Source organism: Paenibacillus sp. plas6, from assembly GCF_057221655.1.
This window is the reverse complement of sequence record NZ_CM170151.1, coordinates 3024927-3051028: the sequence shown is the minus strand read 5'-3', so window position 1 is coordinate 3051028 and position 26102 is coordinate 3024927. Positions and strand designations below refer to the sequence as shown.

General features: G+C 39.1%; 26 protein-coding genes. 3 read left to right on the top strand and 23 right to left on the bottom strand.

Annotated features, from left to right (window positions below; genetic code table 11):
- Positions 1–28 precede the first annotated feature (28 nt).
- From AC2TDL_RS13635 to AC2TDL_RS13600, 8 genes are all read right to left on the bottom strand, one after another.
- Entirely contained in the window at positions 29–553 is a 525-nt protein-coding gene (locus tag AC2TDL_RS13635) for a hypothetical protein (RefSeq protein WP_484696636.1), read from the bottom strand.
- 28 nt (positions 554–581) lie between these two features.
- Complete coding sequence (locus AC2TDL_RS13630) at positions 582–2204, bottom strand: hypothetical protein (RefSeq protein WP_484696635.1); 1623 nt, start codon at positions 2202–2204, stop codon at positions 582–584.
- A gap of 252 nt (positions 2205–2456) precedes the next feature.
- The gene (gene tatC / locus AC2TDL_RS13625; protein WP_484696634.1) at positions 2457–3281 is read right to left on the bottom strand and encodes a twin-arginine translocase subunit TatC; all 825 of its coding nucleotides are present in this window, start codon (positions 3279–3281) and stop codon (positions 2457–2459) included.
- A 69-nt stretch (positions 3282–3350) separates the two neighbouring features.
- On the bottom strand, positions 3351–3593 hold the full coding sequence (gene tatA / locus AC2TDL_RS13620; protein ID WP_484696633.1) for a twin-arginine translocase TatA/TatE family subunit: 243 nt from the start codon (positions 3591–3593) through the stop codon (positions 3351–3353).
- Between the two features lie 83 nt (positions 3594–3676).
- Complete coding sequence (locus tag AC2TDL_RS13615) at positions 3677–4756, bottom strand: molybdopterin-binding protein (RefSeq protein WP_484696632.1); 1080 nt, start codon at positions 4754–4756, stop codon at positions 3677–3679.
- Positions 4757–4917: 161 nt separating this feature from the next.
- Entirely contained in the window at positions 4918–5409 is a 492-nt protein-coding gene (locus AC2TDL_RS13610; RefSeq protein ID WP_484696631.1) for a MogA/MoaB family molybdenum cofactor biosynthesis protein, read from the bottom strand.
- 26 nt (positions 5410–5435) lie between these two features.
- A complete protein-coding gene (gene moaC / locus AC2TDL_RS13605) occupies positions 5436–5912 on the bottom strand; it encodes a cyclic pyranopterin monophosphate synthase MoaC (protein WP_484701188.1) in 477 nt (158 codons plus the stop codon).
- Between the two features lie 18 nt (positions 5913–5930).
- Positions 5931–6512: a 5-formyltetrahydrofolate cyclo-ligase gene (locus tag AC2TDL_RS13600; RefSeq protein ID WP_484696630.1), complete on the bottom strand. Its 582-nt coding sequence runs from the start codon at positions 6510–6512 to the stop codon at positions 5931–5933.
- Between the two features lie 139 nt (positions 6513–6651).
- On the opposite strand from AC2TDL_RS13600, the gene AC2TDL_RS13595 reads away from it, so the two are divergent.
- Positions 6652–8592, top strand: a complete 1941-nt coding sequence (locus AC2TDL_RS13595) for an ABC-F family ATP-binding cassette domain-containing protein (protein WP_484696629.1) — start codon at positions 6652–6654, stop codon at positions 8590–8592.
- A gap of 164 nt (positions 8593–8756) precedes the next feature.
- Here AC2TDL_RS13595 and AC2TDL_RS13590 read toward each other — a convergent pair whose 3' ends face one another.
- The 11 genes from AC2TDL_RS13590 to yyaC form a co-directional block, all read right to left on the bottom strand.
- Positions 8757–9428, bottom strand: a complete 672-nt coding sequence (locus AC2TDL_RS13590) for a response regulator (protein WP_484696628.1) — start codon at positions 9426–9428, stop codon at positions 8757–8759.
- A gap of 639 nt (positions 9429–10067) precedes the next feature.
- Positions 10068–11090: a tRNA (adenosine(37)-N6)-threonylcarbamoyltransferase complex transferase subunit TsaD gene (gene tsaD, locus AC2TDL_RS13585; RefSeq protein WP_484696627.1), complete on the bottom strand. Its 1023-nt coding sequence runs from the start codon at positions 11088–11090 to the stop codon at positions 10068–10070.
- Complete coding sequence (rimI, locus tag AC2TDL_RS13580; protein WP_484696626.1) at positions 11080–11577, bottom strand: ribosomal protein S18-alanine N-acetyltransferase; 498 nt, start codon at positions 11575–11577, stop codon at positions 11080–11082. The genes tsaD and rimI overlap by 11 nt, the downstream gene beginning before the upstream one ends.
- Positions 11574–12494 carry a tRNA (adenosine(37)-N6)-threonylcarbamoyltransferase complex dimerization subunit type 1 TsaB gene (tsaB, locus tag AC2TDL_RS13575; RefSeq protein WP_484696625.1) on the bottom strand — a complete coding sequence of 307 codons (921 nt, stop codon included), beginning with the start codon at positions 12492–12494 and terminating at the stop codon, positions 11574–11576. The genes rimI and tsaB overlap by 4 nt, the downstream gene beginning before the upstream one ends.
- Positions 12491–12970 carry a tRNA (adenosine(37)-N6)-threonylcarbamoyltransferase complex ATPase subunit type 1 TsaE gene (tsaE, locus tag AC2TDL_RS13570; RefSeq protein WP_484696624.1) on the bottom strand — a complete coding sequence of 160 codons (480 nt, stop codon included), beginning with the start codon at positions 12968–12970 and terminating at the stop codon, positions 12491–12493. Before tsaE ends, tsaB begins: the two co-directional genes overlap by 4 nt.
- Positions 12971–12988: 18 nt before the next feature.
- Positions 12989–14029 carry a thiamine-phosphate kinase gene (gene thiL / locus AC2TDL_RS13565; RefSeq protein ID WP_484696623.1) on the bottom strand — a complete coding sequence of 347 codons (1041 nt, stop codon included), beginning with the start codon at positions 14027–14029 and terminating at the stop codon, positions 12989–12991.
- A 346-nt stretch (positions 14030–14375) separates the two neighbouring features.
- On the bottom strand, positions 14376–15458 hold the full coding sequence (locus AC2TDL_RS13560) for an HD-GYP domain-containing protein (RefSeq protein ID WP_484696622.1): 1083 nt from the start codon (positions 15456–15458) through the stop codon (positions 14376–14378).
- Positions 15459–15534: 76 nt separating this feature from the next.
- Positions 15535–17229, bottom strand: coding sequence for a histidine kinase N-terminal 7TM domain-containing diguanylate cyclase (locus tag AC2TDL_RS13555; RefSeq protein ID WP_484696621.1), 1695 nt, complete (start codon positions 17227–17229; stop codon positions 15535–15537).
- Positions 17230–17318: 89 nt separating this feature from the next.
- Entirely contained in the window at positions 17319–18521 is a 1203-nt protein-coding gene (locus AC2TDL_RS13550; protein ID WP_484696620.1) for a class I SAM-dependent methyltransferase, read from the bottom strand.
- Positions 18522–18537: 16 nt separating this feature from the next.
- Positions 18538–19380 carry an alpha/beta fold hydrolase gene (locus AC2TDL_RS13545; RefSeq protein ID WP_484696619.1) on the bottom strand — a complete coding sequence of 281 codons (843 nt, stop codon included), beginning with the start codon at positions 19378–19380 and terminating at the stop codon, positions 18538–18540.
- On the bottom strand, positions 19358–19936 hold the full coding sequence (yyaC, locus tag AC2TDL_RS13540; protein WP_484696618.1) for a spore protease YyaC: 579 nt from the start codon (positions 19934–19936) through the stop codon (positions 19358–19360). The genes AC2TDL_RS13545 and yyaC overlap by 23 nt, the downstream gene beginning before the upstream one ends.
- A 157-nt stretch (positions 19937–20093) precedes the next feature.
- On the opposite strand from yyaC, the gene AC2TDL_RS13535 reads away from it, so the two are divergent.
- Positions 20094–20318: a DUF1128 domain-containing protein gene (locus tag AC2TDL_RS13535; RefSeq protein ID WP_484696617.1), complete on the top strand. Its 225-nt coding sequence runs from the start codon at positions 20094–20096 to the stop codon at positions 20316–20318.
- A 137-nt stretch (positions 20319–20455) separates the two neighbouring features.
- Here the strand turns inward: AC2TDL_RS13535 and AC2TDL_RS13530 are convergent, their stop codons facing one another.
- The 4 genes from AC2TDL_RS13530 to AC2TDL_RS13515 all read right to left on the bottom strand — a co-directional run bounded on the left by AC2TDL_RS13530 (position 20456) and on the right by AC2TDL_RS13515 (position 24931).
- The gene (locus AC2TDL_RS13530; RefSeq protein WP_484696616.1) at positions 20456–20887 is read right to left on the bottom strand and encodes a hypothetical protein; all 432 of its coding nucleotides are present in this window, start codon (positions 20885–20887) and stop codon (positions 20456–20458) included.
- A 149-nt stretch (positions 20888–21036) separates the two neighbouring features.
- On the bottom strand, positions 21037–22611 hold the full coding sequence (locus tag AC2TDL_RS13525) for a UDP-glucose--hexose-1-phosphate uridylyltransferase (RefSeq protein ID WP_484696615.1): 1575 nt from the start codon (positions 22609–22611) through the stop codon (positions 21037–21039).
- Positions 22612–22640: 29 nt separating this feature from the next.
- A complete protein-coding gene (gene galE, locus AC2TDL_RS13520; RefSeq protein ID WP_484696614.1) occupies positions 22641–23627 on the bottom strand; it encodes a UDP-glucose 4-epimerase GalE in 987 nt (328 codons plus the stop codon).
- Between the two features lie 128 nt (positions 23628–23755).
- The gene (locus AC2TDL_RS13515; RefSeq protein ID WP_484696613.1) at positions 23756–24931 is read right to left on the bottom strand and encodes a galactokinase; all 1176 of its coding nucleotides are present in this window, start codon (positions 24929–24931) and stop codon (positions 23756–23758) included.
- A 229-nt stretch (positions 24932–25160) separates the two neighbouring features.
- On the opposite strand from AC2TDL_RS13515, the gene AC2TDL_RS13510 reads away from it, so the two are divergent.
- Complete coding sequence (locus AC2TDL_RS13510; RefSeq protein WP_484696612.1) at positions 25161–26084, top strand: AraC family transcriptional regulator; 924 nt, start codon at positions 25161–25163, stop codon at positions 26082–26084.
- Positions 26085–26102 lie beyond the last annotated feature (18 nt).

Genomic DNA, 26102 nt, shown 5'->3' with positions numbered 1-26102 from the left:
TCACAGGGATTATGTCATATAGTCCTTTCTATGGAGTGATGTTATTTTTTGGCGACTTATTAAATGTAACTGTCAGTCTGACCACATTTCCATCTGTACTTTCATAACTTACTAGCACTTTATTTTTGGTTGTTGCGTATGTCACAATATCTGTATTTGGCATATCGTAAGCCTGATCTTCAGAATAAAAGTGAACGTGTTTCTTTTCTAATATTTCTCTAGCTTTCTTCTCTTCATCGCCTACATGTATCCCATATACTGAGTGCTCAGGATTAGTGGTCGATATGCTCTCAACACGCTGATCCTCATAATAAACGGTCAGACCCTGTTTTTCATAATGATAAATTTGACCTAATCCTTTGTTAGGTATTCGCTTTCCGTAACCAAGATGATCTTTGGCAATTGATTCATCTTGTAATAACTTAATTTCATCAAGATGGATATTTGAGTTGATACGCTTTACTAATGTCACATCGTAAAACAACCAATATATTATCAACACAAGTAAAATAACAGCGAGTATACTAATCAAACCCCATTTTTTGAACTTCAACTATCACTCCTCCCATCCATTATGACTCTTAACTATAATTCATTTTATTTTGATTGAATGCATTTTTAGCAGTTGTAGAATAACCTAAATTTTTCCATTTAGCCCAATACTCTGATAAATTATTTATTTTCACTGAATACATTGATTTATAAATACTTGAAAATGAATATGAAACATTGTCAATGCCGTCAACATTAGTATCGTATAGGTCCCACAGAGCACCAACAACTAATCCTTCAACTTTCTCTCCTTCGTCAGGAAAACTGCTTGTATCTTCTAAATTTCTGCTGCCTCCCCCATAGTATTCATATACAGGGCTGTTATTAATGTAAAAAGCCAACATACTTGCCCATCCTTCAACCCAAGCACAACCTGGCTCGGATACATCAGGAAAATCATGGCCTTGTTTATTAGGAATTTTACAGTTACTAGTCGGCATGCTTCCATAAATATTGTACATATAATTATGACCTAATTCGTGCAATGTGATAGTGCTACTTGCATGAGCTAAACTCCCCATATATATTTTATCCCCATGAGTATAATAAGCTTTTGATTCGTTAATCGGCCATACAATGGTAGCCGTGCCAGGATTCTTATAAGAATTTAAGGCATCTTTCGCTTTTACCATATCACTCCACATCCAAAATGCGTAGTCGGTGTATGTTCCTGAAGTTACTATCCAAGTTCCAATATTTCCACCAGTAGATAAATCTAAATATTGTGTATACGAATTATACGTGGAATTACTAGTATTTTGTATCTTACCATAATTTGAATTAGTAGTTACGACACGAACTTCCCATAAATTATGGCTGCTTGGAGGGGTATAGCTGACAGACCAATTTCCATTTGCATCAGTCGTCGTTGTTGCTGCAGTGCGCCAAATATAAAATTGGTCTCTATATCTTACTTCTACTGTCGCCTTCTTAAGTGCCGAAGTAGTTGTTTGACCACGATTGTAGTGCATCCATTTGCCACTTAAGGTAACTGTAGCTTGAATAGAATTATTAAGGTTTAAATTATCTTTCTCATCCAGTTGAACCGTGCCATATTCAATTGAAAAAGGATCACTATACACCTCTGCTAGCTTACTACTTTCACTAGTTGCTGGTACCATATTAGGTAAATCCTTCTCCCATCCTACTTTGATCGTTTTGTTGTCATCTACTGTAAATCTGAGAACATCAGAATTACCTATTGTTAAACTATCATTTATATCAGATAGTGCACTGACTTTAATCTCATATCTGCCTGATTCTAAAGAAGAAAAATTAATGGGAACAACAGCAGAAAGATCATTTTTCAAACTTAGCGTAGAAACATTCTTACTTTGAGGTATTTCTTCAAGTCGGTATCCATCATCCGATACCTTTTGCAGAGTATAATCAATTTTTATGTCATTTGGTATAGCTTTAGAAGCAACGATTTCACTTTTTAAGGATACCGCGAGAGGTTCTTTAGCGCTTACATTAGCAGTGACAGAATCTTGTAATAGTTTAATAGTGAGGTCATTGTTTTCAGGTGCATACGAAATTCCCTGGTTCTTATCAGTAGTGGCCTGTGCTGCAACAAAACCAACTTGTGCCTGACTAAGAATAATGATAGAACAAATTAACGCTAAAATGATTTTAGACAACTGTTTACTCATTACTATCCCTCCTATTTATAAATAAAAATACCAAATTTACCTATTAAAATATCATATTGTCATAAAACATATTATTTTTATCTTATTTGCTAAATTTAGTACTTCCATTCAATCCTATAAAAAAATGCCCCGTTGCAACGGGGCATCAAAATGATTCTTCACAAAAATACTTGTTATTATTAAAAAACTATATTAATAAGCAATGATGTTTTTTTATTTCTTTTGACTAAAGCTTAGTTCAATTAATTCTTACTACGCTTTTGGCGAGGTCGGCTCCACCTGACTATTCCACTCCGCATCCTTTGCTAGCTGCTTTTGATAAATTGAGCTAGACATCCATACGCTTATTTCATAAAGCACAACAAGCGGAACGATAACCAAAATATCTGATATAAAATCTGGCGGAGTAATCATGACCCCAATAACTGCCATAACAAAATAGGCAAGTCTGCGCATCTTTTTCAAGCGGATCGGGTTCACGATCCGAATCGCAGTTAAAAACATAATTAAAAGCGGCAACTCAAACAATAAAGTAATCGGAATTAAAATACTAAACATAAAGCTAAAATATTGCACTACACCGAAGGTTTCTTCTAAACCTAAATTTTGCGATACTGAGCGCGTAAAATTAAACGCCAATGGAAATACGACAAAATAAGCAAAGCTTAACCCAATTAGCGCCATAATAAGTGCAAGAGGTACATATTTTAATGTTGAACGCTGCTCATGCGGATAAAGCGCTGGCTTTACAAACAGCCATAGCTGCAACACGATAAAAGGAACCGTTACAATCATTGCTAATACAAAAGCAATTTGCATATAAATTCCTATTCCATCCCAAAAGGAAAATGTATGTAGAGCAAGCTCACCATTAGCTGGCTTCTGATTAAGCAGAAAATGATAGGTCGGCTTGGCAATAATTAATCCACCTACTAAAGCAATAACAAGTACGATTAACACATAGATTAAACGTCGACGAAGCTCTGTTAAATGTTCAACAAGTGACATTAGCCCCTGCTCAGAAACAAGCTTACTAGCAGCAGAGCCAAATCGCTTCGCGCGGCTTTCCATGCTCATTGTTCAGTACACTCCTTTGTTCTAGCAGTTCACACCACATCGATCATAACAAGAAAAAAGCGGACCAGCTTAGTCTGGTAACCGCTTATTTACTCGCTCTGAAGATTCGACCGTCTGAGCTTGTACTTCGATTGGAGAAGCCTCTTCCTTTTTCTTGTCGCTTGTATCAATCATTTCATTTGCTCCTGCCTTGAACTCCTTTAATGTTCTGCCAACAGCTCGTCCAAGCTCAGGTAGCTTATTAGGACCAAACAACAGCAGCGCAAGGATTACAAGCAAAACAATTCCACCAACACCTATTCCGCTAAACATCTGATGTCCTCCTATACTTTTTGATCATACAATTTATATAGATTAAGTAAAAGATTAAGCTCTATTTCCATTTTAGGTTATCGTTAACAGCCAAGCAAGCCACCATACCCTAATGTCACAATATCCTCACGCTCAACTCGCTCCCCAAGTAGCAGCTTAGGCAATAGCACATCGAATGAGGTATATGGATCATGCATTACACAGCCTGGCAAACCAACAATTGGAGTTTGCTCAAGATAAGCAACTAGCAACATCGAACCTGGCAACATTGGCGTTCCATAGCTAACAATTTCAGCACCAGTTGCGGCAATTGCTCCAGGCGTACGATCATCCGGATCGACTGACATTCCGCCTGTCACTAATATCATATCATATCCTTGCTGAGCAAGATCTTGAATTTCCTTTACGATCTGCTGACGATCATCAGGTACATATCGTTGCTCAACTACACTTGATCCGAGCGACTCTAATTTTTCTCGAACCGCAGGACCAAATTTATCCTTAATTCTGCCATTATACACTTCACTGCCTGTAGTAAGCAAGCCTATTCGACGAGCCGGTAAAGGAACAACGGCTATCGGCGCACGGTTGAACTTATGCTTATATTCTGCAGCAATTTGCTCCACTTTCTCTACCTTTTGCTTAGAGACAACTAAAGGTATTGCTCTTGTAGCTGCTAGCTTATCTCCTGGCTTAATTGCCTTGTTATGGTGTACAGTTGCTAAGGCGACTTCGCCCAGCCGATTAATTTCGTCAACAACCTCTTTAGCGATTTTTGTTACACCAAGCACTGACGATTGAATACTAACTTTACCTTCGTGCGGCTCAGTTAAGACAAGCGTTTGCAAGGAATCATCAATTAAAGCAGTTGCCATACGAAGAGCAGCATCATCCTCGTGCAAATCATCTGGAGAAAGCTCCATAATATAAATATGCTCTTTTCCGATGTCAAGCAGCTTAGGAATGTCCTGCTCTGTAATTAGATGTCCCTTTTTAAATAGCCGCCCTTTAAATTGACCAGGGATAATTTGTGTGAGATCATGCGCAAGTCGCATTCCTACTGCTTGCTGAACCGCAACCTCCTTTAAGGTTGTTTGCACTTTAGCTGTAGAATAATTTGACGATTCACATTTTACTGATAACTCCTGATGTTGCTCGCTCATTTAATTAATCTCCTTTAACTGCTACACTACACGTAACAATAAGCTGTAGTTCCTTCTCTTGGCACAATGCTTTTATTATTCATAATAACGATAAAAATTGCTTATATATCAAATTTCAAATATCTTTGCTGGATAAAAAATTTTACTGTAATTCCACTAGACTATTCATGCTCTGCATCTATCCCTGACAAAATTTTTAAAGCATGCGGTAATTGATCGATAATTGCTAATAAGCTTTCTGATACGCCTTTAGGGCTGCCAGGCAAGTTAATGATAAGCGTATTGCCACGAATGCCGCAAATTCCTCTGGATAGCATAGCACGTCTAGTTTTATGCAATGCTCCCATTCTCATTGCCTCTGCAATACCTGGAACTTGGCGATCAATTACTTTCAGCGTTGCTTCAGGTGTTACATCCCGCGCCGATAGTCCAGTTCCTCCAGTTGTAATAACAAGATTTGCTTCATAATACTCTGTCATTTCAATGAGTGCTGCCATGATTTCATCCTGTTCATCAGGCACAACGCGATAATCGACAATTTGTCCTCCCAGCTCGTCTTCGACGATCTCTCTTACCACCTGTGCACTAATATCCTCACGCTCTCCACGTGATCCTTTATCACTGGCAGTCAGTATTGCCACTTTCCATCGCATCCCCATATCCTCCGTTCACTCTATATCTATTGTTCACGACGATAATCTCCATGCACCCCGCCTGTTTTTTCAACTAGCGAAGTAGGACCTATAACCATATCCTTCTGTAAAGCTTTGCACATATCATATATTGTTAATGCCGCCGTCGTAGCAGCAGTTAATGCTTCCATTTCTACACCCGTTTTACCGGTAGTTTTTACGGTCGCTTGAATAAACAGCTCATCGACCTCATTATCATGAAAAGTAATATCTACCCCGGTTAAAAATAATGGGTGACACATCGGAATAATGTCCGCTGTTTTTTTGGCTGCCATAATCCCTGCAACCTGTGCGACAGCAAGCACATCTCCTTTAGCAATTTTTCCTTGTTTAATAGCAGAAAGCGTATCTGGATGCATTTTTACAGATGATGATGCAATTGCTTGACGCTTAGTAACTTCCTTTTCTGATACATCTACCATCTTTGCTCTGCCTTGTTCATTAAAGTGAGTAAAGCTCACAATTCCCTACTTCCTTTCATTCTATGTAAAGCTCTTAATTCCTTTATTCGAAACAAGATAATTCAAAATAATATCATGCTGATCTGCAGGAATTTGCTCGATTATTTGTTGTTCATGACAAATACCAATCCAGCTTGTCGCTTTTCCAATTTTTTCGTAATATCGATCATAGTATCCACCGCCATAACCTAGTCGCTGACCTTTTTCATTAAAGGCTAGTCCAGGCACTAGCACGGCTTGTGGAATAAGCTTAGTTTCAGTTAACTGCTCGGTATCTGGCTCCAATATCCCATAAGCCCCTCTACGAAGCTGTGCTTTGTTGTATAATGGATAAAGGGTCATTGTATGCGTAGCTACATTACAGCGTGGGACAAGCACCTCAATACGCTGCTGCCAGCACCATTCAATGTATGGCCACAAATCAAGCTCACTACGAAAAGGAATATAGGTCATAACAGATAAAAAGCGTTGTTCTTTTGTTAACGCTATTAAATGCTCGCAGGCTTGCCGTGATTGCTCTTCTCTTGTCTCTTGCGACAAGCTGTCACGAATGAGCGCTAGCTGCTTGCGAAGCTGCTTTTTTTCTTGATCCGTTTCATTCACGTAGTTTCCACCCTGTTCCTTTTAATATTAATAGTGTACCATTGATTCATTACTTTCGCCAAGCTAAGTGATGCTTAAACATACACTATATAGTAGTAGATAGAGTTTATATACCACAACATTTTGATGGAGGTTAATCATGCTGCTGCAAGTTTCCAACCTATCGAAAAGCTTCGGTGTTGAACCGATTCTTTCAAATATTAATTTACAAATTTTAGAACGAGATAAAATCGGCTTAGTCGGTGTCAACGGCGCAGGAAAATCAACCTTATTAAAGATCATCGCAGGTGAAATGAGCTACGACAGTGGTGAAATTCATAAAGCGAAAGATACACGACTAGGTTATCTTGCTCAGAACAGCGGCTTACAATCCGATCGTACAATTATTGAGGAAATGCTGCTTGTTTTTTCAGATCTGCTAGCTGCTGAACAAGAGCTTAGAGAATTAGAACAAAAAATTGCCGATCCTGAGCTTCATAACGATGAAAAGCGTTACAATGACACGTTAGAGCGTTACGCTAATCTTTCTGATTGGTATAAAAACAATGGCGGATTTGAAATTAATACGCGGATTAATAGCGTGCTGCATGGTATGGGCTTTGGTGAGTTCGATCATGCGACGCCTATCTCCTCCCTAAGCGGCGGACAAAAAACACGACTTGCTCTGGCAAAAATATTGTTGCAGGCTCCTGACCTGCTAATGCTCGATGAACCAACCAACCATCTTGATATTGAGACATTAACCTGGTTAGAAAATTATTTACGCTCCTATAACGGCGCAGTTCTTGTCGTTTCGCATGACCGTTATTTTCTTGATGCGATGACGTCGACAACTATCGAAATCGAACGTCATCAAGCTAAACGATATACAGGGAATTACAGCCGCTATTTAGAGTTAAAGGCGGCAGAATATGAAATTCAACTTAAGCATTATGAAAAGCAACAAGATGAAATTGCACGTATGGAGCAATTTATCCAAAAAAATATTGTACGAGCTTCAACAACGAAACGAGCACAAAGCCGCAGAAAAGCATTAGAGAAGCTTGAACGAATAGAAAAACCTTTAGGTGAATTAAAAAAAGCTAGTTTTTCTTTTGAAATTGAACGAATGAGCGGTAAAGAAGTACTTAACGTTAACAACGTTACGGTACAGTTTCCAGGAAGTAATTCACCTTTATTTCGTAACTTAACTCTAAAATTACAGCGCGGAGAAATGGTTGCTCTTGTTGGGCCAAACGGAATCGGTAAATCAACATTGTTAAAGGTTATTACAGGTCAATTGCAAGCAACAGAAGGAAGTATTGATTTTGGATCGCATGTTAAGCTTGGCTACTATGATCAAGAGCATAATATATTAAATCCAAACAATACGGTTCTTGAGGAAGTATGGAGCGCATATCCGCATATGGAGGAAGTACGAATCCGTACCGTATTAGGAAATTTCTTATTTAGCGGAGAAGACGTTTTAAAGCGTATCTCTTCGCTTAGCGGTGGAGAAAAAGCTCGTGTCTCGTTGTCTAAGCTTATGCTGGCACAAGCAAACTTACTCATTTTAGATGAGCCGACAAACCATCTCGACTTGTTTAGCAGAGAGGTGCTTGAAGCTGCATTAATGGATTATGAGGGAACTGTACTGTTTATTTCGCATGACCGCTATTTCTTAAATAAAATGGCAGAACGTATTGTCGAATTAACTCCTAGTGGAGCCAATTATTTCCTCGGAAATTATGACGATATGCTGGAGAAAAAGCTCGAAATTGAGGAGGCTAAACAGGAGGCTGCACGCAAAGCAGCTGCAGCGAAACAGACACAGGCTCAGGAAAAATCAAGCTCCTCCATTCAAAGCTATGAACTCGAAAAACAACAAAAACGAGCTGAACGCAATAAGCAGCGTAAGCTTGAAGCAGTTGAAGCAGAAATTGCTAAGCTAGAAGCAAATATTGCAGAATGGGAAGAGAAACTAGCCGATCCTGAGATTTTTAATGATTATTTGCGTATTCAAGAAATTCAAGCTCAAATTAACGAATTTAAACAAGCGTTAGAAGCACAATACGAGCAATGGGAAGAACTTATGAGTTAGTCAAGCTATTGATAACTATATTTTAATGCTTAGAGGCTGTCCAGAATATCAGAAATCTGACGTTCTGACAGCCTCTTTAATTAATTTGCAGATTATTTATTTTATGATTCCTTCTCTTTAGCTTGCGACATTCTGTCGCCTTAGTTGCTTTAGCTAATCCGCTCCTATACACTTTGCTTTTTCGTCTCCTCCTCATTTACGACATTATACATTAAAGCAAATCGCATAAGCTGATAGCGCGAACGAACATTTAATTTACTGTAGAGCTTTGTTATATGATATTCAACAGCCCGCTGGCTACGGTTATGCATTTGCGCAAGCTCTTTGTTGGAATACCCACTGACAATCCCCTGCAACAGCTCTATGTCCTCATCGTTTAGCTTCCATTTCTTTTGCAATTCGTTTTCTGATGTACTGCCCAAAAAACTTGGAAGCCTTAGCTTAGTAAATAAGTCAGAAGACACCAGACTATATCCTCGCATAGTGTAAATAATCGCTGTTTCTAGCTCCTCAACACTACTTTCCTTAGACAAAATACAGCTTACTCCAGCATCCATTAACGCATTATGATAATGCTCCAACGTATAGCCAGTATAAATAATGATTTTTAAATCACCTTGAATAATTTTCATTTCTCTTGCAGTTTGTATTCCATCCATCGTTGGCATCATAAAATCACATAGAGCAATATCAAAGCGTTGTCCACGCAGCTTGCTAATCGCTTGAGTTCCAGTCATTACATAAGTTACATGACAGTTAAAGCGACGTTCTAATAAAGCCTTCGTTCCGTAACCAACCGTAGGATGATCGTCCACAATAAGAATACTTTTAACCAATAAAAAATCCCCCTCTTTTGTTATTATCAAACCTTCTATTACGGGTTAGCTGGCGACTTAGTGAAAGAGCTAAAAGTGATGTTGTGTTGTAAAGAGAAAATTCAGAAAGGAGTAGATTAGAGGTAAAAACGAGGGTAGTAAATATAGCTAAGTTCATTATATTATTAAACACCTTATGAATAAATCATTACATACCGCAAAAAAAATTGCGGATCTTTTGCCCAAGGCAAACTTTTGAGATTTTATTCAATATTAGTTATCAACAGATTTATTCACAGCAGTGAATAAATTGTTAGTCAATTCAGTCTTTATTTGTCGACTAATAATGCTGTAAAATAAGTGTTTGTCGAGAAGATTATTGAGGTTTACAGTTATTCACAATTTTTATCCACATTATCCACAGCTTACACATTGAATACATGAAAAAGTTATCCCATTTTCTTTAAACCTTCCTTCGTTAAATAAATGAGTAATAGCACGGGTTTTGTAATTTATCCACATTTTAACTGTTTATATGTGGATAATCTTATACACAATAACAAAATCCTATACTGCTAACGTTTTTTATTGACAAAAAAAATACGTCTTTTTCCATAAAATTTATGAAAAAAGACGTTAAAATACGATTTCTATTTCATTTTATTTAATTGACCATCCTTCTAGCGATAGACCTGGATCTGCCTTCATATCTAAACCAGCAAACTCTCCATGCTTCAGCTTAATATATGCCGCTGCTCCAATCATCGCTGCATTATCGGTGCAAAGTTTAGGCGATGGTACAATCAATTCTAGCTTCTCCTTTTCACAAGCAGCCGCAAGCAGATGACGAAGCCCTTTATTGGCTGCTACTCCGCCGCATAAAATTAACTGCTTCACTTCGTAATGCTTAGCAGCACGTAGCGCCTTCGTTACTAACACTTCAATCACTGATTGCTGAAAGCCTTTAGCTAGGGCTGCTTCATTAAGCTGGAGTCCTTTCATTCGATGCTGATTAATAACAGCGAGCACAGCCGATTTTAATCCGCTAAAGCTAAAATCATAACTTTCCTTTTCTAGCCATGCCCTTGGCAATTCAATTTCCTCATCAGCCTCATGCGCTAACCGATCAATATGAGGACCGCCTGGATAAGGCAGCTTCAATGCCCTTGCTACTTTATCATAGGCCTCTCCTACAGCATCATCTCGCGTGCGACCGATAATTTGAAATACACCTTCCTCTGGCAATAAAACTAGCTCAGTATGTCCGCCAGATACAACTAACGCCAAAGCAGGATATTTCATCTCATTCTCAAGCGCACTAGCATAAATATGTCCGGCAATATGATGAGTCGCAATTAGCGGTAAATTGAGTGCCAACGCTAAACTTTTAGCTGCAACATTGCCTACTAACAATGCACCAACTAACCCAGGTCCTTCTGTAACCGCAATAGCTGATAAATCTTGTACTCCACACCCTGATTGCTTTATTGCTGACTCGATAATACGTGTAATGCTTTCTACATGCTTACGTGAAGCAATTTCTGGTACAACGCCGCCAAAACGTTCATGGATATCAATTTGACTCGAAACAATATTTGAAAGAATTTCCTTCCCTCCACGTACAACTGCAGCGCTCGTTTCATCACAGCTTGTCTCTATTGCAAGAATTAACTCATCGCTCACCTTCAGCACCCTCTTTCTCTTGCTCCAACTCTGCCCACATAATAATCGCATCCTCATTATTATCGGAATAATATTGTGGTCTAATCCCAGCATTAGTGAAGCCAAACTGACGATAGAGACGCTGAGCTATTTCATTGCTTACTCTTACCTCAAGTGTCATTCTGACAGCTCCCAAAAAACGTGCAGTCCGTTGAACCTCGTTTAATAGCAGCTTGCCAAGCCCTTGTCCACGATACTGTGAAAGAATTGCGATATTCGTAATATGGGCCTCATCTACAATGATCCACATCCCTGTATAGCCAATGACCTGTCCACGATATTCCATCACCATATATTGAGCAAACATATTATTTGTAAGTTCATTACGAAACGCTTCCTCGGTCCAAGGAATCGCAAAGGCATCCTGCTCGATTTTCATAATGTCGGGCAAATCATCAAGCGTCATTTTACGAAAAACAAGCTCTTCTACTTGTACTTGTATGCTCATGCCTCTTTAGCCCCTCGTTCCTTCTCATTTTGTTTAACCTCAGCCTCCGTAAGCTGAGCATAGTTAGGCACAAGATCATGCTGTGTATTCGGCATTACTTTTTCATCAAGCCACTCACCTTGGGCTAGTTGAGCTAGTGCCTCACCCTTCATCATATGAGGTGCAGCAAGCACGTTAATTTGATACTTTGCAGCGGCAAGTCGCAGTTCGTTAATAGTAGATTTATGCAGCATACAATCGCCAAAAAACGCAATCGTCGTAACTCCGCGCAAACTTAGATCAGCTAGCTGATTGCTCCAATGCTCACACCACTCATTCATTAGCACGATATGATCGCTGGAAAGTCTATGACATACCTGTTGCTCCTCAGTCCCAAGTTCAAATGCAGCTGTATATACCTGTCCACGACGTGCATCCATAATTGGCAAAACGAGCAGCTTCGCCTGTCTGTCCTCTTGCTGTTGAGCTTGTTGCTCGCCTATCTCTTGACCAGAAGATTGCGCTTGCTGCAGCTTATTAGCCTGCAAAATCGCTGCTACAGCTAGTGCCTTATTGACGCCACTTGCTCCACTTGCTTGAGCTTCTGCCAAAATACCGCTTATTGCTAACGCCGCTAAGCTGGAAATGCCAACTAAAGGTTTTCCGCTTGCCCACGCCAAAGTTTTTGCTGCAGTGACTGCAACGCGCACTCCTGTATATGATCCAGGTCCAATACCAGTAGCTATGCCATCAATCTCATTTATTTTCAAACCGCTGTTTGCTAGCATCGCTTCAATATTGGTCATTATGTGAATAGAATGATTGCGCTCTGACTCTGTCTGCACAGACGCTAACAGCTCGTCGCCCTGCATAATAGCTCCTGCCATCGTAGCTGTCGAGGTATCTACTGCCAACCATCTCTCCTTATTGCTCATCATGTTAAACTCCAATCTTTCAATTGTTGCAGCAGCTCTTCATATTTAGCACCTCGTGCCTGAAAATGAATATTTCGCTGCTGTTCATCAATCCATTCAATATATAAAGCAAGATGCTGTTCTGGCATAATTTCTTCAATCAATGATGCCCATTCTACTACTGTCACACCTTGTCCATAAAAATAATCATCCAAACCTAATTCATCTGCTTCTGCAAGTGACAAGCGATACACGTCCATATGGTAAAAAGGGAACTGCCTGCCCTCATATTCTTTAATGATAGTAAAGGTTGGGCTGTTGACAACCTCTTGTACGCCAAGCGCTTGAGCTAATGCCTTGCTAAACGTCGTTTTTCCTGCACCTAAATCACCATCGAGTGCAATAACGGATCCTGGCCAGCAGTGCTCGCCAATAAAGCTCGCGAGTTGCTCCGTTTCCTGCTGATTTTTTATTGCTAGCATCCACTTTTTCGCATCCATCGTTTATACACCACTTCTTTATCTAAAATGATTATAGCCACGTCCCTCCAGACGTGTACGCTGCTTGCGCTCTAACTTCTGGTCTAGTGATTCCAGCCATATTTCTCCTTGTCCTTGCTCAACTCGACCAATTTTGTATAGCTCCAGCTGGCGCTCAGCAAAAATAACTTTTGCCTGCATAAACTTCTCGTTCGACATTGTGCCTAGTAAGATATAGTCTTCCCCGCCATAAAGCATCCAATCAAGCATTCTTTGCTTCGTATAAGCGCTATACTGAGACAAGCTTTCACTTATTGGCAGCAGTTCTTCTTCAATCACAATATCAACCTGCGATGCAGATGCGATTTCTGCTGCTTCACTTGCCAGTCCGTCACTAACATCATTTAAAGCATGGCAGCCAAGGCTATGTAAAATTCTTCCTTGAACTACATGAGGCTGCGGTGCTTGATGGGCCTGAGTTAATATCTGTTTATATGAATCAGCTAAATGTTGCTCATGCTGCGAATTTAAAAGAAGATGCAGACCAGCCGCAGCCTTACCTGCTACTCCTGTTACAAACAAGATATCACCAGGTTTTGCTCCGCTACGACGAATTGCGGTTGCCTGCTCGACTTGGCCAATTACTGTAATCGTCAGCACTAAGCTATACGGTGACGAGGTAGTGTCTCCCCCAACAATCGCAATATTATATTGGTTCGCACATTGATATAATCCGTTATAGATTTGCTTAATTTGCTCTGGGCTATATCGTTTAGGAATACTAATAGCAATTACTGCATGCAATGGAATCCCTCCCATTGCCGCAATGTCTGATATATTACTAGCTAGTGCTTTATAACCAATTTTTTCTAATGTCATCGTTTGAGAATTAAAATGAACATCTTCTACCATTGTATCAACAGTATAAAGCCAATCATAAGCTTTACTGTTTTGCTCATCATTTGTATATGCAACGATTGCTGCATCATCACCAATGGATAGTCTTACTCCTCTTGCATCTAGTAAGCTGCTTGCTTGTCCATGCTCCGTCCAATAGCGAATTCGAGCAAATTCATCCATTAGCCAAGTCTCCTTTACTCCAGACATGCTAAAGTCTAAAGTACATTGTACCTTAACAATCCTTATAAAAAAAGATGGGGATGTTCAGATTGTCAGCTATAAGCTGATGATTTCTGAACATCCCTTGTATTACAACGTTACTAAAGCTAAAATTCGCACTTACATCGCTGCGGAATTACTAGCCCTTTCTGACACGGCTTAAATCAACTGCTTAAATTTGATTAAGGTAAGCAGTTGGTTTAAAAGTATCATGCTTCGCTTTCCAGGGCTAGTTTTTCTTTCACTTGCAGCTTGCATACTAAGCTAATTGCAACAGTAACGCTTATCCATACAATGTTTTAGCATTCTACAACTCTTTAACAATCGTTAAATGCAGCTCATTTTTCAGATCATACTCATAAGGCTCTTTAGGAATACTGCCATCAGCCTCCATAACGACCCTTACAATTGGTCGATGCAATGCCAAATTACTGTTTGCTACAACAACTACCGTCTGTCCTGTATTAAGCAGCAACATCGTACTGACTGGGTAAATTGAAATATGACTACAAAAGAGCTTAATCAATTTATGATCGAAATAGGTTCCCCCAGCGGCAAACAGAAACTCGATTGCTTCACTAATTTTGTAGCGTTTACGATACGGTCGAGGTGATATGAGTGCGTCATACATATCAGCAAGCCCTACAATTTGTGCATACAAATGAATATCGTTGCCCTTTAAGCCACGAGGATAACCTGAACCGTCAAAGCGCTCATGATGCTGCAAGGCACAATGTGCGGACAAAAGAGAAATATCGTGATATTTGCGTAAAATTTCAAATCCTTCACGAGGATGAGTTTCAAGCAACGCACGTTCTTCCTTTGTTAACTTTTCAGGTTGCTTCAACAATTTATCTGGCATCTTGGTCATTCCAATATCAAACAACAACGCACCTATACCAAGTTCCTCAAGCTGCGTGCGGTTAAATCCCATTGCAATGCCAATAATTCCTGAAATAACTGCTACGTTGACAGAGTGATGAAATAAATATGTATCCGTTGAATGAATAGTTGAAAGATTATCAATAATATCATCACGTGTTGAAAGTTCTGTCATAATACTGCCAAATATATCTCTAAATGTTTTCCCGATATTGGGCGCTATGACTTTGCCTTTACTTAAATCATTGGAACGAAAAGCATTCATCGTATCCATAATTTCTTTTACTGCTTTATTACGAGTTTTATCAGAGATTACTTCTTCAGGAACGATGTCCTGTGTAAGTGAATCCTCAACGAACAAATAATCAATCCCCATGCTGCGGAGTCGTTCAATATACCGATCAGTCAACGTCATGCCAACCCCAAGCAGGATATTCCCATTTTCTTGATAGACCGGCTTAGCAACAACATCGCCTGACTTTACTGAATTAATATGAATTTTTTTCATCGTACAACCTGCTTCCTTTTATTTCTTGCCAATCACTAGCGAAAGGTCGCAGCACAACTTTCAAGTGCAGCGACCTTTAACTAATAGCAGAACTACGATTGACAATTAAGTTACGTCCGTTATATTTTGCCTCATACAGCGCTGCATCAGCCAAACTCATAACTTCCTGTAAAAACACTTTCGAATCTGTAATTTTAAATTGCTCATAGTTATCGATCGTTACAATCCCTACACTGATAGTCACTGAAATATTATCTGCAACATCTTCCAACCAAATTTGATTGTTTTCAATTTCATTTTTAATTTCTTCTGCTTTACGCTGAGCGTCAACAATTGATAATTCTGGTAAATATACAAGAAACTCTTCTCCGCCATATCTAGCCAGCCTATCACGACTGCTCAAAAGACTTTTAACCTTTTTCGCTGTATGCACTAAAACAGTATCGCCATTCAGATGACCATACGCATCATTAATAAGCTTGAAGTAATCTAAATCAAAAATAATTATTGTAAATGGTATCTTCTCTACAATATTTTTGACAAGCTCTTTCTCTAAAAATTGCATGAGATATCTACGATTATAACATTCCGTTAGCGCATCCGTAATAGCCATGTTTTCTAATTTTTGATTTGCTTCATATAATTCTTCTTGTGTTTGGATTAATTCATGATTTCGCAGCTGCAATAGCTCATTTTGTCGCTTCAAGCTTTCAGTTAAATTTTTAAATTCTGTAATATCTTGTATGGTAAACATATAACCTTTAAGCTTTTGCTGCTTATTCATTATTGGATAAGATTGAATATGCAAATGTCTAGCTTGATTATCGTTTGTTGACCATTTAATTTCTAGCTTAACAAGCGGATTCTTTTCGAACTCCATCAGCTTATTTTCAATAGCAAGCCAAGTAGATTGGGGAAGCTGTTGCTTTATTTTACGTACATCAATACGCTCACCGATCTCTAAAGTAAGAAATTGATCAACTAGCTCATTCTTTTCTACAATGTGGAAATCACGATCCAAAATCAAAATCCCTATTGAAATTGTGTTTAACACATCTCTCTGTGCAATACTTATTATATCGAGTACATTTATCCGATTTATGTTAATTGACATATAAACCGCAGTACACAACATGCCAATTGATAACAACGGGAAGTATCTTTCATTCCAATCAATATAAATAATATTTATGATCAAATCAAAACACCCAAATAAAAGCACAAGACCTATGCCATTCATCGCAAAGCGGCAAACATGTCGCGCCATGCTTTCAGATTTAGATTTGATATAATAACGTATAAGCAAAAAAATTGCACATGCAATATGCAGTAATAGCAGCGTAATGACAGCTCCAAAATATTGTCCATATACAAACTGTTTTTCTGATTGTAAATCATTGTTTATCGTTAGGAATAAGTGATTCGGATTCCACATTACGAAAATTACTGCGGCAACTGTTGGGAGAAGAAAAAGTTTGAAGGTTTTACTTTTAAGAAAGGAACTTCGGTTTGTAATGAAAAGTGTAAATACTACAGCACCAATTCCTAAAGCTGTTAGTACGACGTAGGAAAGCTTAATGAATAAAAACCGATAATCCATTATTGTTGTCGTACTAGCAGCGAATTGTAGCAGTGCCCAAAACATGAATGCTAGATGAAGCGACATATATACTCGACTGAGATGCGAGATTGCTTTTGTATAAATCAAGAATAACAATGTCCCTAGCAACACTAAAAAGATACTAAAATCAATTACCATTGATATTCCCATGCTACCCACCCATTCATGTTTCTATCACTGTTTACTATAGCAAATTGTCCATAAATCTACAATTACTAATATTAAAATTAAAATGGTATTTAATCAACATTTATCAGCAAATCCGATAGTAGCTTTTCTAATGTATGTTTCGTCCCCAGTAGTTGCTTAAAAGCCAAATATTGTTCCCATTTTTTGTTATTAAATTGAAGTTTATCAGGTTTTACAGCACGAATCATTATATTTTTAGGTGTATGCTCGGCATCAATGAACTCCAGCATATTTACTTTATATCCGATCGTTTCTAATAAATGCGCCCGCATCCCATCTGTAGCTAGTGCAGAAAAGCGTTCTTTCAGTAAGCCATGCTGCAAAATCGGTGCCATTAGCTCACTTTTCACTTGCGGAAACAGCTCATGCTGACAGCATGGTACTGACATAATGACAGAAGCTCCCCAATGAACTGCCTTGCTAAGTGCAGCATCAGTAGCAGTATCACAGGCATGCAGCGTTACGACCATATCAACCTCATTTAATTCATTAAACTCAGCAATATCGCCGACAGCAAAACGCAAATGCTCATATTGCAATTTTTGTGCCAACTCATTACAAAAAACAATAACATCCTCTTTAAGATCGAGACCGATAATGTCTAACTCCCGTTGCTGCTCTATGCATAAATAATGGTATAGAGCAAAGGTTAGGTACGACTTGCCGCAACCAAAATCAATAATTTTTAAACGTTTTCCCGTTGGCAGATGCTCAATTACATCCTCCACCATTTCTAAGAAACGATTAATTTGCTTAAACTTATCCGTTTTTTTTGCATGCACACGACCTTCAGGGGTCATGATCCCAAGTTCCACTAAAAATGCAACCGGTTTTCCTTCTTCCAGCACTCTGCGTTTCTGGCGATTATGACTCCGCGGCTTTGCTTCTCCAACCATTGCTTCTACTTGCTTGCGATTCAGCGTTAATTTTCCTTTTTTACTGGAAAGGATATGAAGCTGATAACCTTGCGCTTTTATAAGTGTTTGCTTATATTCGCCAGCAATCAATTGGACAAGCTTATCCACCGTTTGAGCGCCTGCTACATTTTCATGTAACACTTTATTTTTATAATATGTTTCAAACTGATAGAATAACCCACTTTTTAATTGAACAGGGCGGACAACCACCTTTTGTGCTGCTGTGCTAAGCTTAGGTGAACTTAACACTGCCTGATATAACGCATCACTGCTAATCAGCTTAGAGAGCTCTTCATGCAATTGCAATTCTTGCGCTTGTTTGCTTTGCTCTGTCATAGTTCAGTCGCCCCCGCTATCTTACTTGTTCAGCGCTATTGATAAAGTGCAGTAAAAGCTCCGCCATTTGCTCAGGCGCTTCAAGCATCCCCATATGCCCCGCTTCATCAATAATTTTACAGCTAGTGACTTCATTGCTGCCTGTGAAGGTGCCTTCTGGAGACACAATGCCATCCCTTGCTCCTGCGATTAACAGAACTGGCAATTGACTTTGCTCAATAACTGCAGCTCGATTAGGACGTTCCTTCATACCTCTAGCAAAGCCGGCTACTCCCTCAGGCTTTGTCTGATAACCAATCTCTAGCCCATAACGCAGCAATTGCTCATACTCTGGATGCTCAGCGGAAAATAGTTTTGGCACAAGACCGTCTACAAAAGCACCTACACCCTGCTCCTGTACTTTAATAATCGCCTGCTCACGATTTTGCTTTGCTTGTTCAGAATCAGGCAGGGCGGTAGAATGCAGCAGACCGAAGCCTTTTAGCAATTCAGGCTTTTGCTCAGCCATTGCCAGCGTAATATAGCCTCCTAAGGAATGACCAAAAATATATGCTCCTTTGATGCCAATCCCCTCTAACCAGCTTAATAATAAACTTGCTATCTCCTCTAAGCGATATGTTTCTTGCTGAAGTGACTGTGACTTGCCATGACCAGGCAAATCCGGAATAAGCAGACGATAATGGTCAGCTAATAATGGAGCAAGCTTGCTAAAGTATGCAGAGCTGCCACAATAGCCATGCAACAGCAAAACAACGGGCTTGCTTGTTTCTGTATCATTGGTTGAAGGTGCAGAATCATAATAATTCAAGGTCACTTCTTCGCGAAGTGAGCAGCTTTTATTGCTTAATGTAAGAATCATATAGTGAACACTCCTTGCTCATATTCCATACTTTTGAAATCTGTGATGACAGCTCATTAGCAAGCTCCATTACATGAAATAATGAGGTTGATTGCAGCTTCCAATACGCCTTAGGTCCTGTAATATTTACAACTGCACGTATACTATAATCGCCAATCGCAGTAAGTTTTTTACCTAAAGCCGAACCAGGCTTTAACGGCTCATTGCTGCATAAAAAGCTGCCAACCTGAGCAATACTACCTAAACTAGCATCAATGGCGATGATTAGTTTGTTTAGCGCCTGCAACGCTTTAATCTCTTGCTGCACGGTATCAGCATCGCAAGGATAAGCAAGCGTCCCGATAACGTGAGGAAAGCCAAATCGCTGCAATTGACTGCCTACTAATGGCCCGAATGAATCACCTGTTGATTGATCCGTTCCTATACAAATAAACACAATATCCTCAGGCAAAGGACATTGCAGATGAATCTCTCGTAAAAAATAACGAAGGCTTTGCAAATTAGTCTCATTCATTATTGACTTGCGCAACGACAAATGATTTGCATGCTCAAGCATATTATTTTCAATTTCCCTTCTAATTCATTCATGCTACGAATAAATATGATACTAAGTTATTGTAGCTGATTTTAATAATCACTTCAATTTATTCGTTTAACTATTCATTTCATGGTACAATGACGAAAAGCCCATTTAAAAGGTTAGGAGAGATAGCATGGTAGATTTAGAGCAAGCAACAGTAGACAACATGGTATATATGATCGATACGATTAAAGCAAAACTAAAAATGGCCACAGCTGCTGCAATGCAGTCCTCTAGCTTTAACTTAGCAAATTATGAGGATATTAAGGATATTTATGAGGTAGTAGTTTCTAAAGATAAGTTTAGTATTAGTGAGGTTGAAGCACTCGTTTCCGAGCTTGGCAAGTTGCGTAGCTAGCTTACGCTTGTAAATATGAATTCCATTATTTTATAAAAAAGAGCTGTTAAAAATCAGTAGTATGGACTGATCTTTAACAGCTCCTTTTTGTTTTGTCTTTTGTCCAAGTACACAAATATAATTTATATTATAGCATTCTATGATGTCTGTTTTTTCTCGGTGTCATGCAGTGTAATTGCTAGCTTTACATGAACATTTTTTGATTCGCCTTTAAGGAAATAGGCGATGCGTTCTAATTTTTCAGCTAGTTCTACACCTGAAATATTTGTGTTTAAATTAATATGAAACTGATCTGTTGTTACACTTGAATCATTAAATGATCTCCAAACTCCGTCAACGCCTAGTCGTTGTGAATCTGCATGCGGGTAAAACTTGTCAGATTTATTAACGACTCTTTCATAAATTCTTAGCTTTTTTAAAAGCATGTAATATTGTGCAGAGTGTTTAAAATTCCAAGCCTCTCTTATGTCTTTCAAGGTATATGTCATTTTCCATCTTTTCAAATTTTCCACTTGTTCATCAGGAGTTAATTTTAAGAACTCCTCAAGTGGAAGCATTTTTTCAGACATAATCAACCCTCCAGCATATGATATTTAGTAACATATGAAAGTTTCATAATTACATAAAAAATACCATACTCTTTAGCAAATTACAACAAAAAATTCCCATTTGTTTCTATCAAATAGGAATTTTTTTCAATTATTCATTTGTATTATTACTATTCGCTGAAGTTTAATGATGCAATGAAGCGTTTAAATGCCTCTTGACCATGATTTGTACGTTTATAAACACCTGCATCATGAAGAACTGCTAAAAACTTATTACCGACTTCACGCTCTACTAAAGCTTGCGCTTCTTTTGCCGATAAGGACAATCCATGTTCAGCAGCAAGTTCTTTAATCCATTCATAATGCTTATTAAGGACATGCTCAGATGCTGCCGTTGCCTCAAGCGCAGATTGATCATTGCCGCTAAGAATAGCTGCAATCGCAGCAAGCTCATCTTTAAGTCGTCCTGGCAATACAGCTAAGCCCATTACCTCAATCAATCCAATATTTTCCTTTTTAATATGATGCAAGTTTTTATGCGGATGGAAAATACCGTCTGGATGCTCCTCGCTTGTGCGGTTATTACGTAACACAAGATCAAGCTCAAAACGTCCGTCAGCCAATAAGCGAGCAATTGGCGTAATTGTATTATGAGGCGTTTTACTACCATCGGCTGCCGTAGAATAAGCAATAATATCTGCCTCAGGATCGCTATATTCTCTCCACTCATCAAGAATTTTTGCAGCAAGAGCTTTCACAGAATCCTTATTTTTTCCCTGCAAGCGAATGACAGACATCGGCCATTTAACAATGCCAAGCTCTACATCAGCAAACTGCTCTGAACGAAAGCTTGCTTCAATTGGTGCTGTTTCCATTGGAAACACATGCTTACCAGCTTGGAAATGATCATGTGTTAGAATTGATCCGCCGACAATCGGCAAATCAGCATTAGAACCAATAAAGTAATGTGGGAATTGCTCAACGAAATCAAGCAATCTAGCCATCGAGCTATGCGTTACTGCCATCGGCTCATGCTTGCCTTTAAACACGATGCTATGCTCGTTGTAATAAACATATGGTGAATATTGCAAATGCCATTCTTCACCTTGCAGCATTAACGGTACGGTTCTTAAGTTTTGACGTGCCGGATGATTAACACGGCCAGCATAGTTAATGTTTTCTGCACAAAGCAAACATTTTGGATATTTCGCTGGCGGCAATGTTTTTAGCAAAGCAATTTCTTTTGGATCTTTTTCTGGCTTAGACAGATTGACGGTAATTTGCAAATCACCATATTCTGTAGGATGTAACCAGTTCGGATTTTTTGAAATGCGATCCATGCGGATATAGTTGCTGTCGATGCTTAACTTATAAAACATCGTTGTAGCAGCTTCAACACCGCGCTCTTCAGCAAGCTGATTAAATTTGCGGATAAAATCAGATGGACGCGGTACAAATACTCCCATTACTTTTGCATCTAGCAAATCACGATATGTTAATGTATTTTCTGGAATTAAACCGATGCTGTAGCCATAATCAAGAAGCTTTTCTAGCGGCTCAATCGGTGAGCTTAGTGTCTCTTGCGGCACTTCACCTTCGTATGGCTCATCAAAACGAAATAAGTCCAGTAATGCATTGGTAGCATAGTTTTGGTCTTGCTCTTCAATTAACTCTTGTTGCAGTGCAAACTGCACGAGACGTGCGATTTGCAACTGAGCTTGTTCTGCTGTAACTTGTGCTGTCATTCTTTACACTCCTTCCACACATTAAAGTCTTACTTGTTGTAACCGTTTGGATTGTTAAGATGCCAGCTCCAAGCACTAGCAATAATATCCTTCAAATTACTGCGAGTTGGATTCCAACCAAGTTCCTCGCGTGCACGTTTTGAGGATGCAATTAACACTGCAGGGTCGCCTGCACGACGTTTTTCCATGACAACTGGAATTTCACGGCCTGTTACTTCACGAGCAATATCGATAACTTGTTTAACAGAGAAGCCATTGCTGCTTCCTAAGTTATATACTGCGCTGTCAGAGCCTTTACGCAATGCTTCAACTGCAAGAATATGCGCATCTGCAAGATCGCTTACATGGATGTAGTCACGGATACAAGTACCGTCCTCAGTTGGATAATCATCGCCGAACACTGAAATATGCGGACGTTTGCCAAGTGCTGCTTCCAATACGATTGGGATTAGATGTGTTTCTGGATCATGCGCTTCCCCAATTTTGCCGCTTGCGTGTGCACCAGCTGCATTGAAATAACGCAGTGAAATATATTTTACACCGTGGGCAACATCGAACCATTTCATCATTTTTTCCATTGCGAGTTTTGTTTCACCATATGCATTTGTTGGCATTGTGCGATCATATTCGTCAATAGGTACATTTTCAGGTTCGCCATATGTTGCTGCTGTTGATGAAAAGACAATTTTTTTAACGCCGTACTGATTCATTTTTTCAAGCAAGCAAAGTGTACCGTACACATTGTTATGATAGTATTTGCCTGGATCTTTCATACTTTCACCAACAAGGGAATTGGCTGCAAAATGAATAACTGCGTCAATTTCATTTTCGCTAAAAAGCTTATCCAGCGTTACGCCATCACGCAAATCACCTACATAAAGTTTACCGCCAAGCAAAGCCTCTTTGTGACCTTGTTGCAAATTATCTAGAACAACAATTTCCTCTCCGCGTTCATGTAGTGCTGCTACAGTATGAGAACCGATATATCCAGCTCCTCCAGTTACTAGAACTGCCATTATAAATCATCCTTCCAATCTTTTATATGCTGAGCTGTCCAAAAGTTCATATGCTTGTCTGCACTCCCTAAAGGACAGCTCATTGCGAGTTGTTATTTTCGTTTATTTGAAATTAGCCTTTTTATCTCCTAAGCTTCAAGTTGCTCTACGCCATTACCGATAGTGCATACGTAGAAATCAGCAACTAGACCTGTTTTTTCTGTATATTCCTTACCTACTTGCTCTTTAAATAACTCAATGGAATCTTCATGCACAAGCGATACGGTACAACCGCCAAAGCCTGCACCAGTCATACGTGCTCCTAGTACGCCTGGCACTTTGCGAGCAGCATCAACCAACGCATCCAGCTCCGGTCCTGTTACTTCATAAAGGTCACGTAAAGAATCATGAGAACCGTTCATTAATTGACCGAAAGCAACAAGATCATTTGCTTTAAGCGCTTCGATTGATTTAAGTACGCGATCGATTTCTTCAATAACATGCTGTGCACGTTTTAGAACAACTTCGTCTTTAATTAAATGCTTGGACGCATTAAATTGCTCAAGTGATAGTTGACCAAGCAAAGTTAGCTCTGGATGAGCAGCTTGCAAATCAACAACAGCTTGCTCACATTGGGCACGACGTTCATTGTATGCGGAATCGACTAGGCCGCGGCGTTTGTTCGTGTTACCAATAACAAGTTTATAATTACCCGAGTTAAATGGTACAAGTTCATATTCTAATGTATCGCACATTAGCAAAATAGCGTGATCCTTTTTACCGTTTGCTACAGCAAATTGGTCCATAATTCCGCATTTCACACCGTTAAACTCATTTTCAGAGCGTTGTGCCATTAGTGAAATTTTCACAGTATCAATCGGTTTTTCTTCTAATGTTAATAAAGCATATAGCGTTACAACTTCAATTGATGCAGAGGAGGACAAGCCAGCACCATTTGGAATTTCGCCATGGAACAACAAATCATAGCCATGTTTGAAAACTGCACCTGTACGTAAAATCTCATTAACACAGCCTTTTGGATAGTTCATCCAATCGTCTGCTTCATCATAAACAACTTTTTCTACGCTTAATACTTTTGTAGTTGGGAAGTTTGTTGAAGCAAGTCCAAGACCTTTATCGTCGCGTTTGCGAATTAGCAAAGTAGTACCAAAGGTTAAAGCAGCAGGAAATACATAACCGCCGTTATAATCTGTATGTTCACCAATCAAGTTTACACGTCCTGGTGCATGAAAAACATAAATTTTATGTTCAGAGTTACCATATCGTTCTACGAATTCTTTTTTCAATTCTTGAATATTTGCCATATAAATATCCATCCTTTACATCAAATTAAATATTGATCTTGCTCTTTAGTATAAACCTTATCCGCTTTCAACTGAATGGTGGTAAGTGAAATATATATGGATTAATGTGACTTTGCTTTCCTTCCTATATAGATTAAAATGGAGAGAAAGCAGCTATTTTTGCTGGAAAAAGATGATTTCACATGCAAAAAATAAATAATTCGTTCATATAGCTGCAGGAGGATAAATTATGTTTCATACCTCATTTATGCAGGATGGAGAACATCAGCCAAATTCAACACACAAACGTAAGCCTGAAACGTATCTTGTAGCTTCAAGTCCAATGACAGATGATCGCAATATTACAGGATTGCATGTTTTATTTGCTGGTGAAAGTCAAACAAGTCCTAATCACCGGCTTGGACCTAAAGTCTATAGTTTTTACTTAATGCATATCGTACTCGACGGCGAAGGCTCTTTTACTACAGAGCAGCAGCATTACAAACTAAAAGCAGGAGATACTTTTCTTATCAGACCTGACCAGTTAATTTCTTATGAATCATCAGCACATAATCCTTGGCGTTATCGCTGGGTAGCCTTTACTGGAGAAGGTGCAGATGAGCTGGTGCAACTGGCTGGTTTTCATCATACATGTGAAGTCATCTCTTTGCCGAATTTCAAAAAAACGGCTAAGTACTATCGTAACATTTTGGAAGCATTTCGCGAAGGGCATGCAACAAGTGCAATGCAAGCTGCTGGCTGGCTACAAATTATTATGTCTCATTACGGTAAACAACAATTCCCGCAAGCAAGTCTGCCGCCCACGCATGCTAATGCTGAGCATAAACTTCATAAACAAATGGTTCACTATTTAAGCTCACAGTATACACACCCAATTAGCATTGCCAATATGGCAGAAGCGTTTGGTTATAATCGTGCCTACTTATCGCGAATATTTAAACGCCATGTCGGTATGCCACCTAGCACATTTTTGCTTAATTTGCGATTAGATCACGCAAGACACTTATTGCGTGAACGACCAGATTTAACGATTGAACAGGTGGCAGCATCTGTTGGAATACAGGATGCTCTATACTTTTCTAAGCAGTTTCGTAAAGCATATCGACAATCTCCAAGCTCTTACCGCAAACAAGTATTAGAAACATTGTCTTAATGGACATACTAGCGGTGA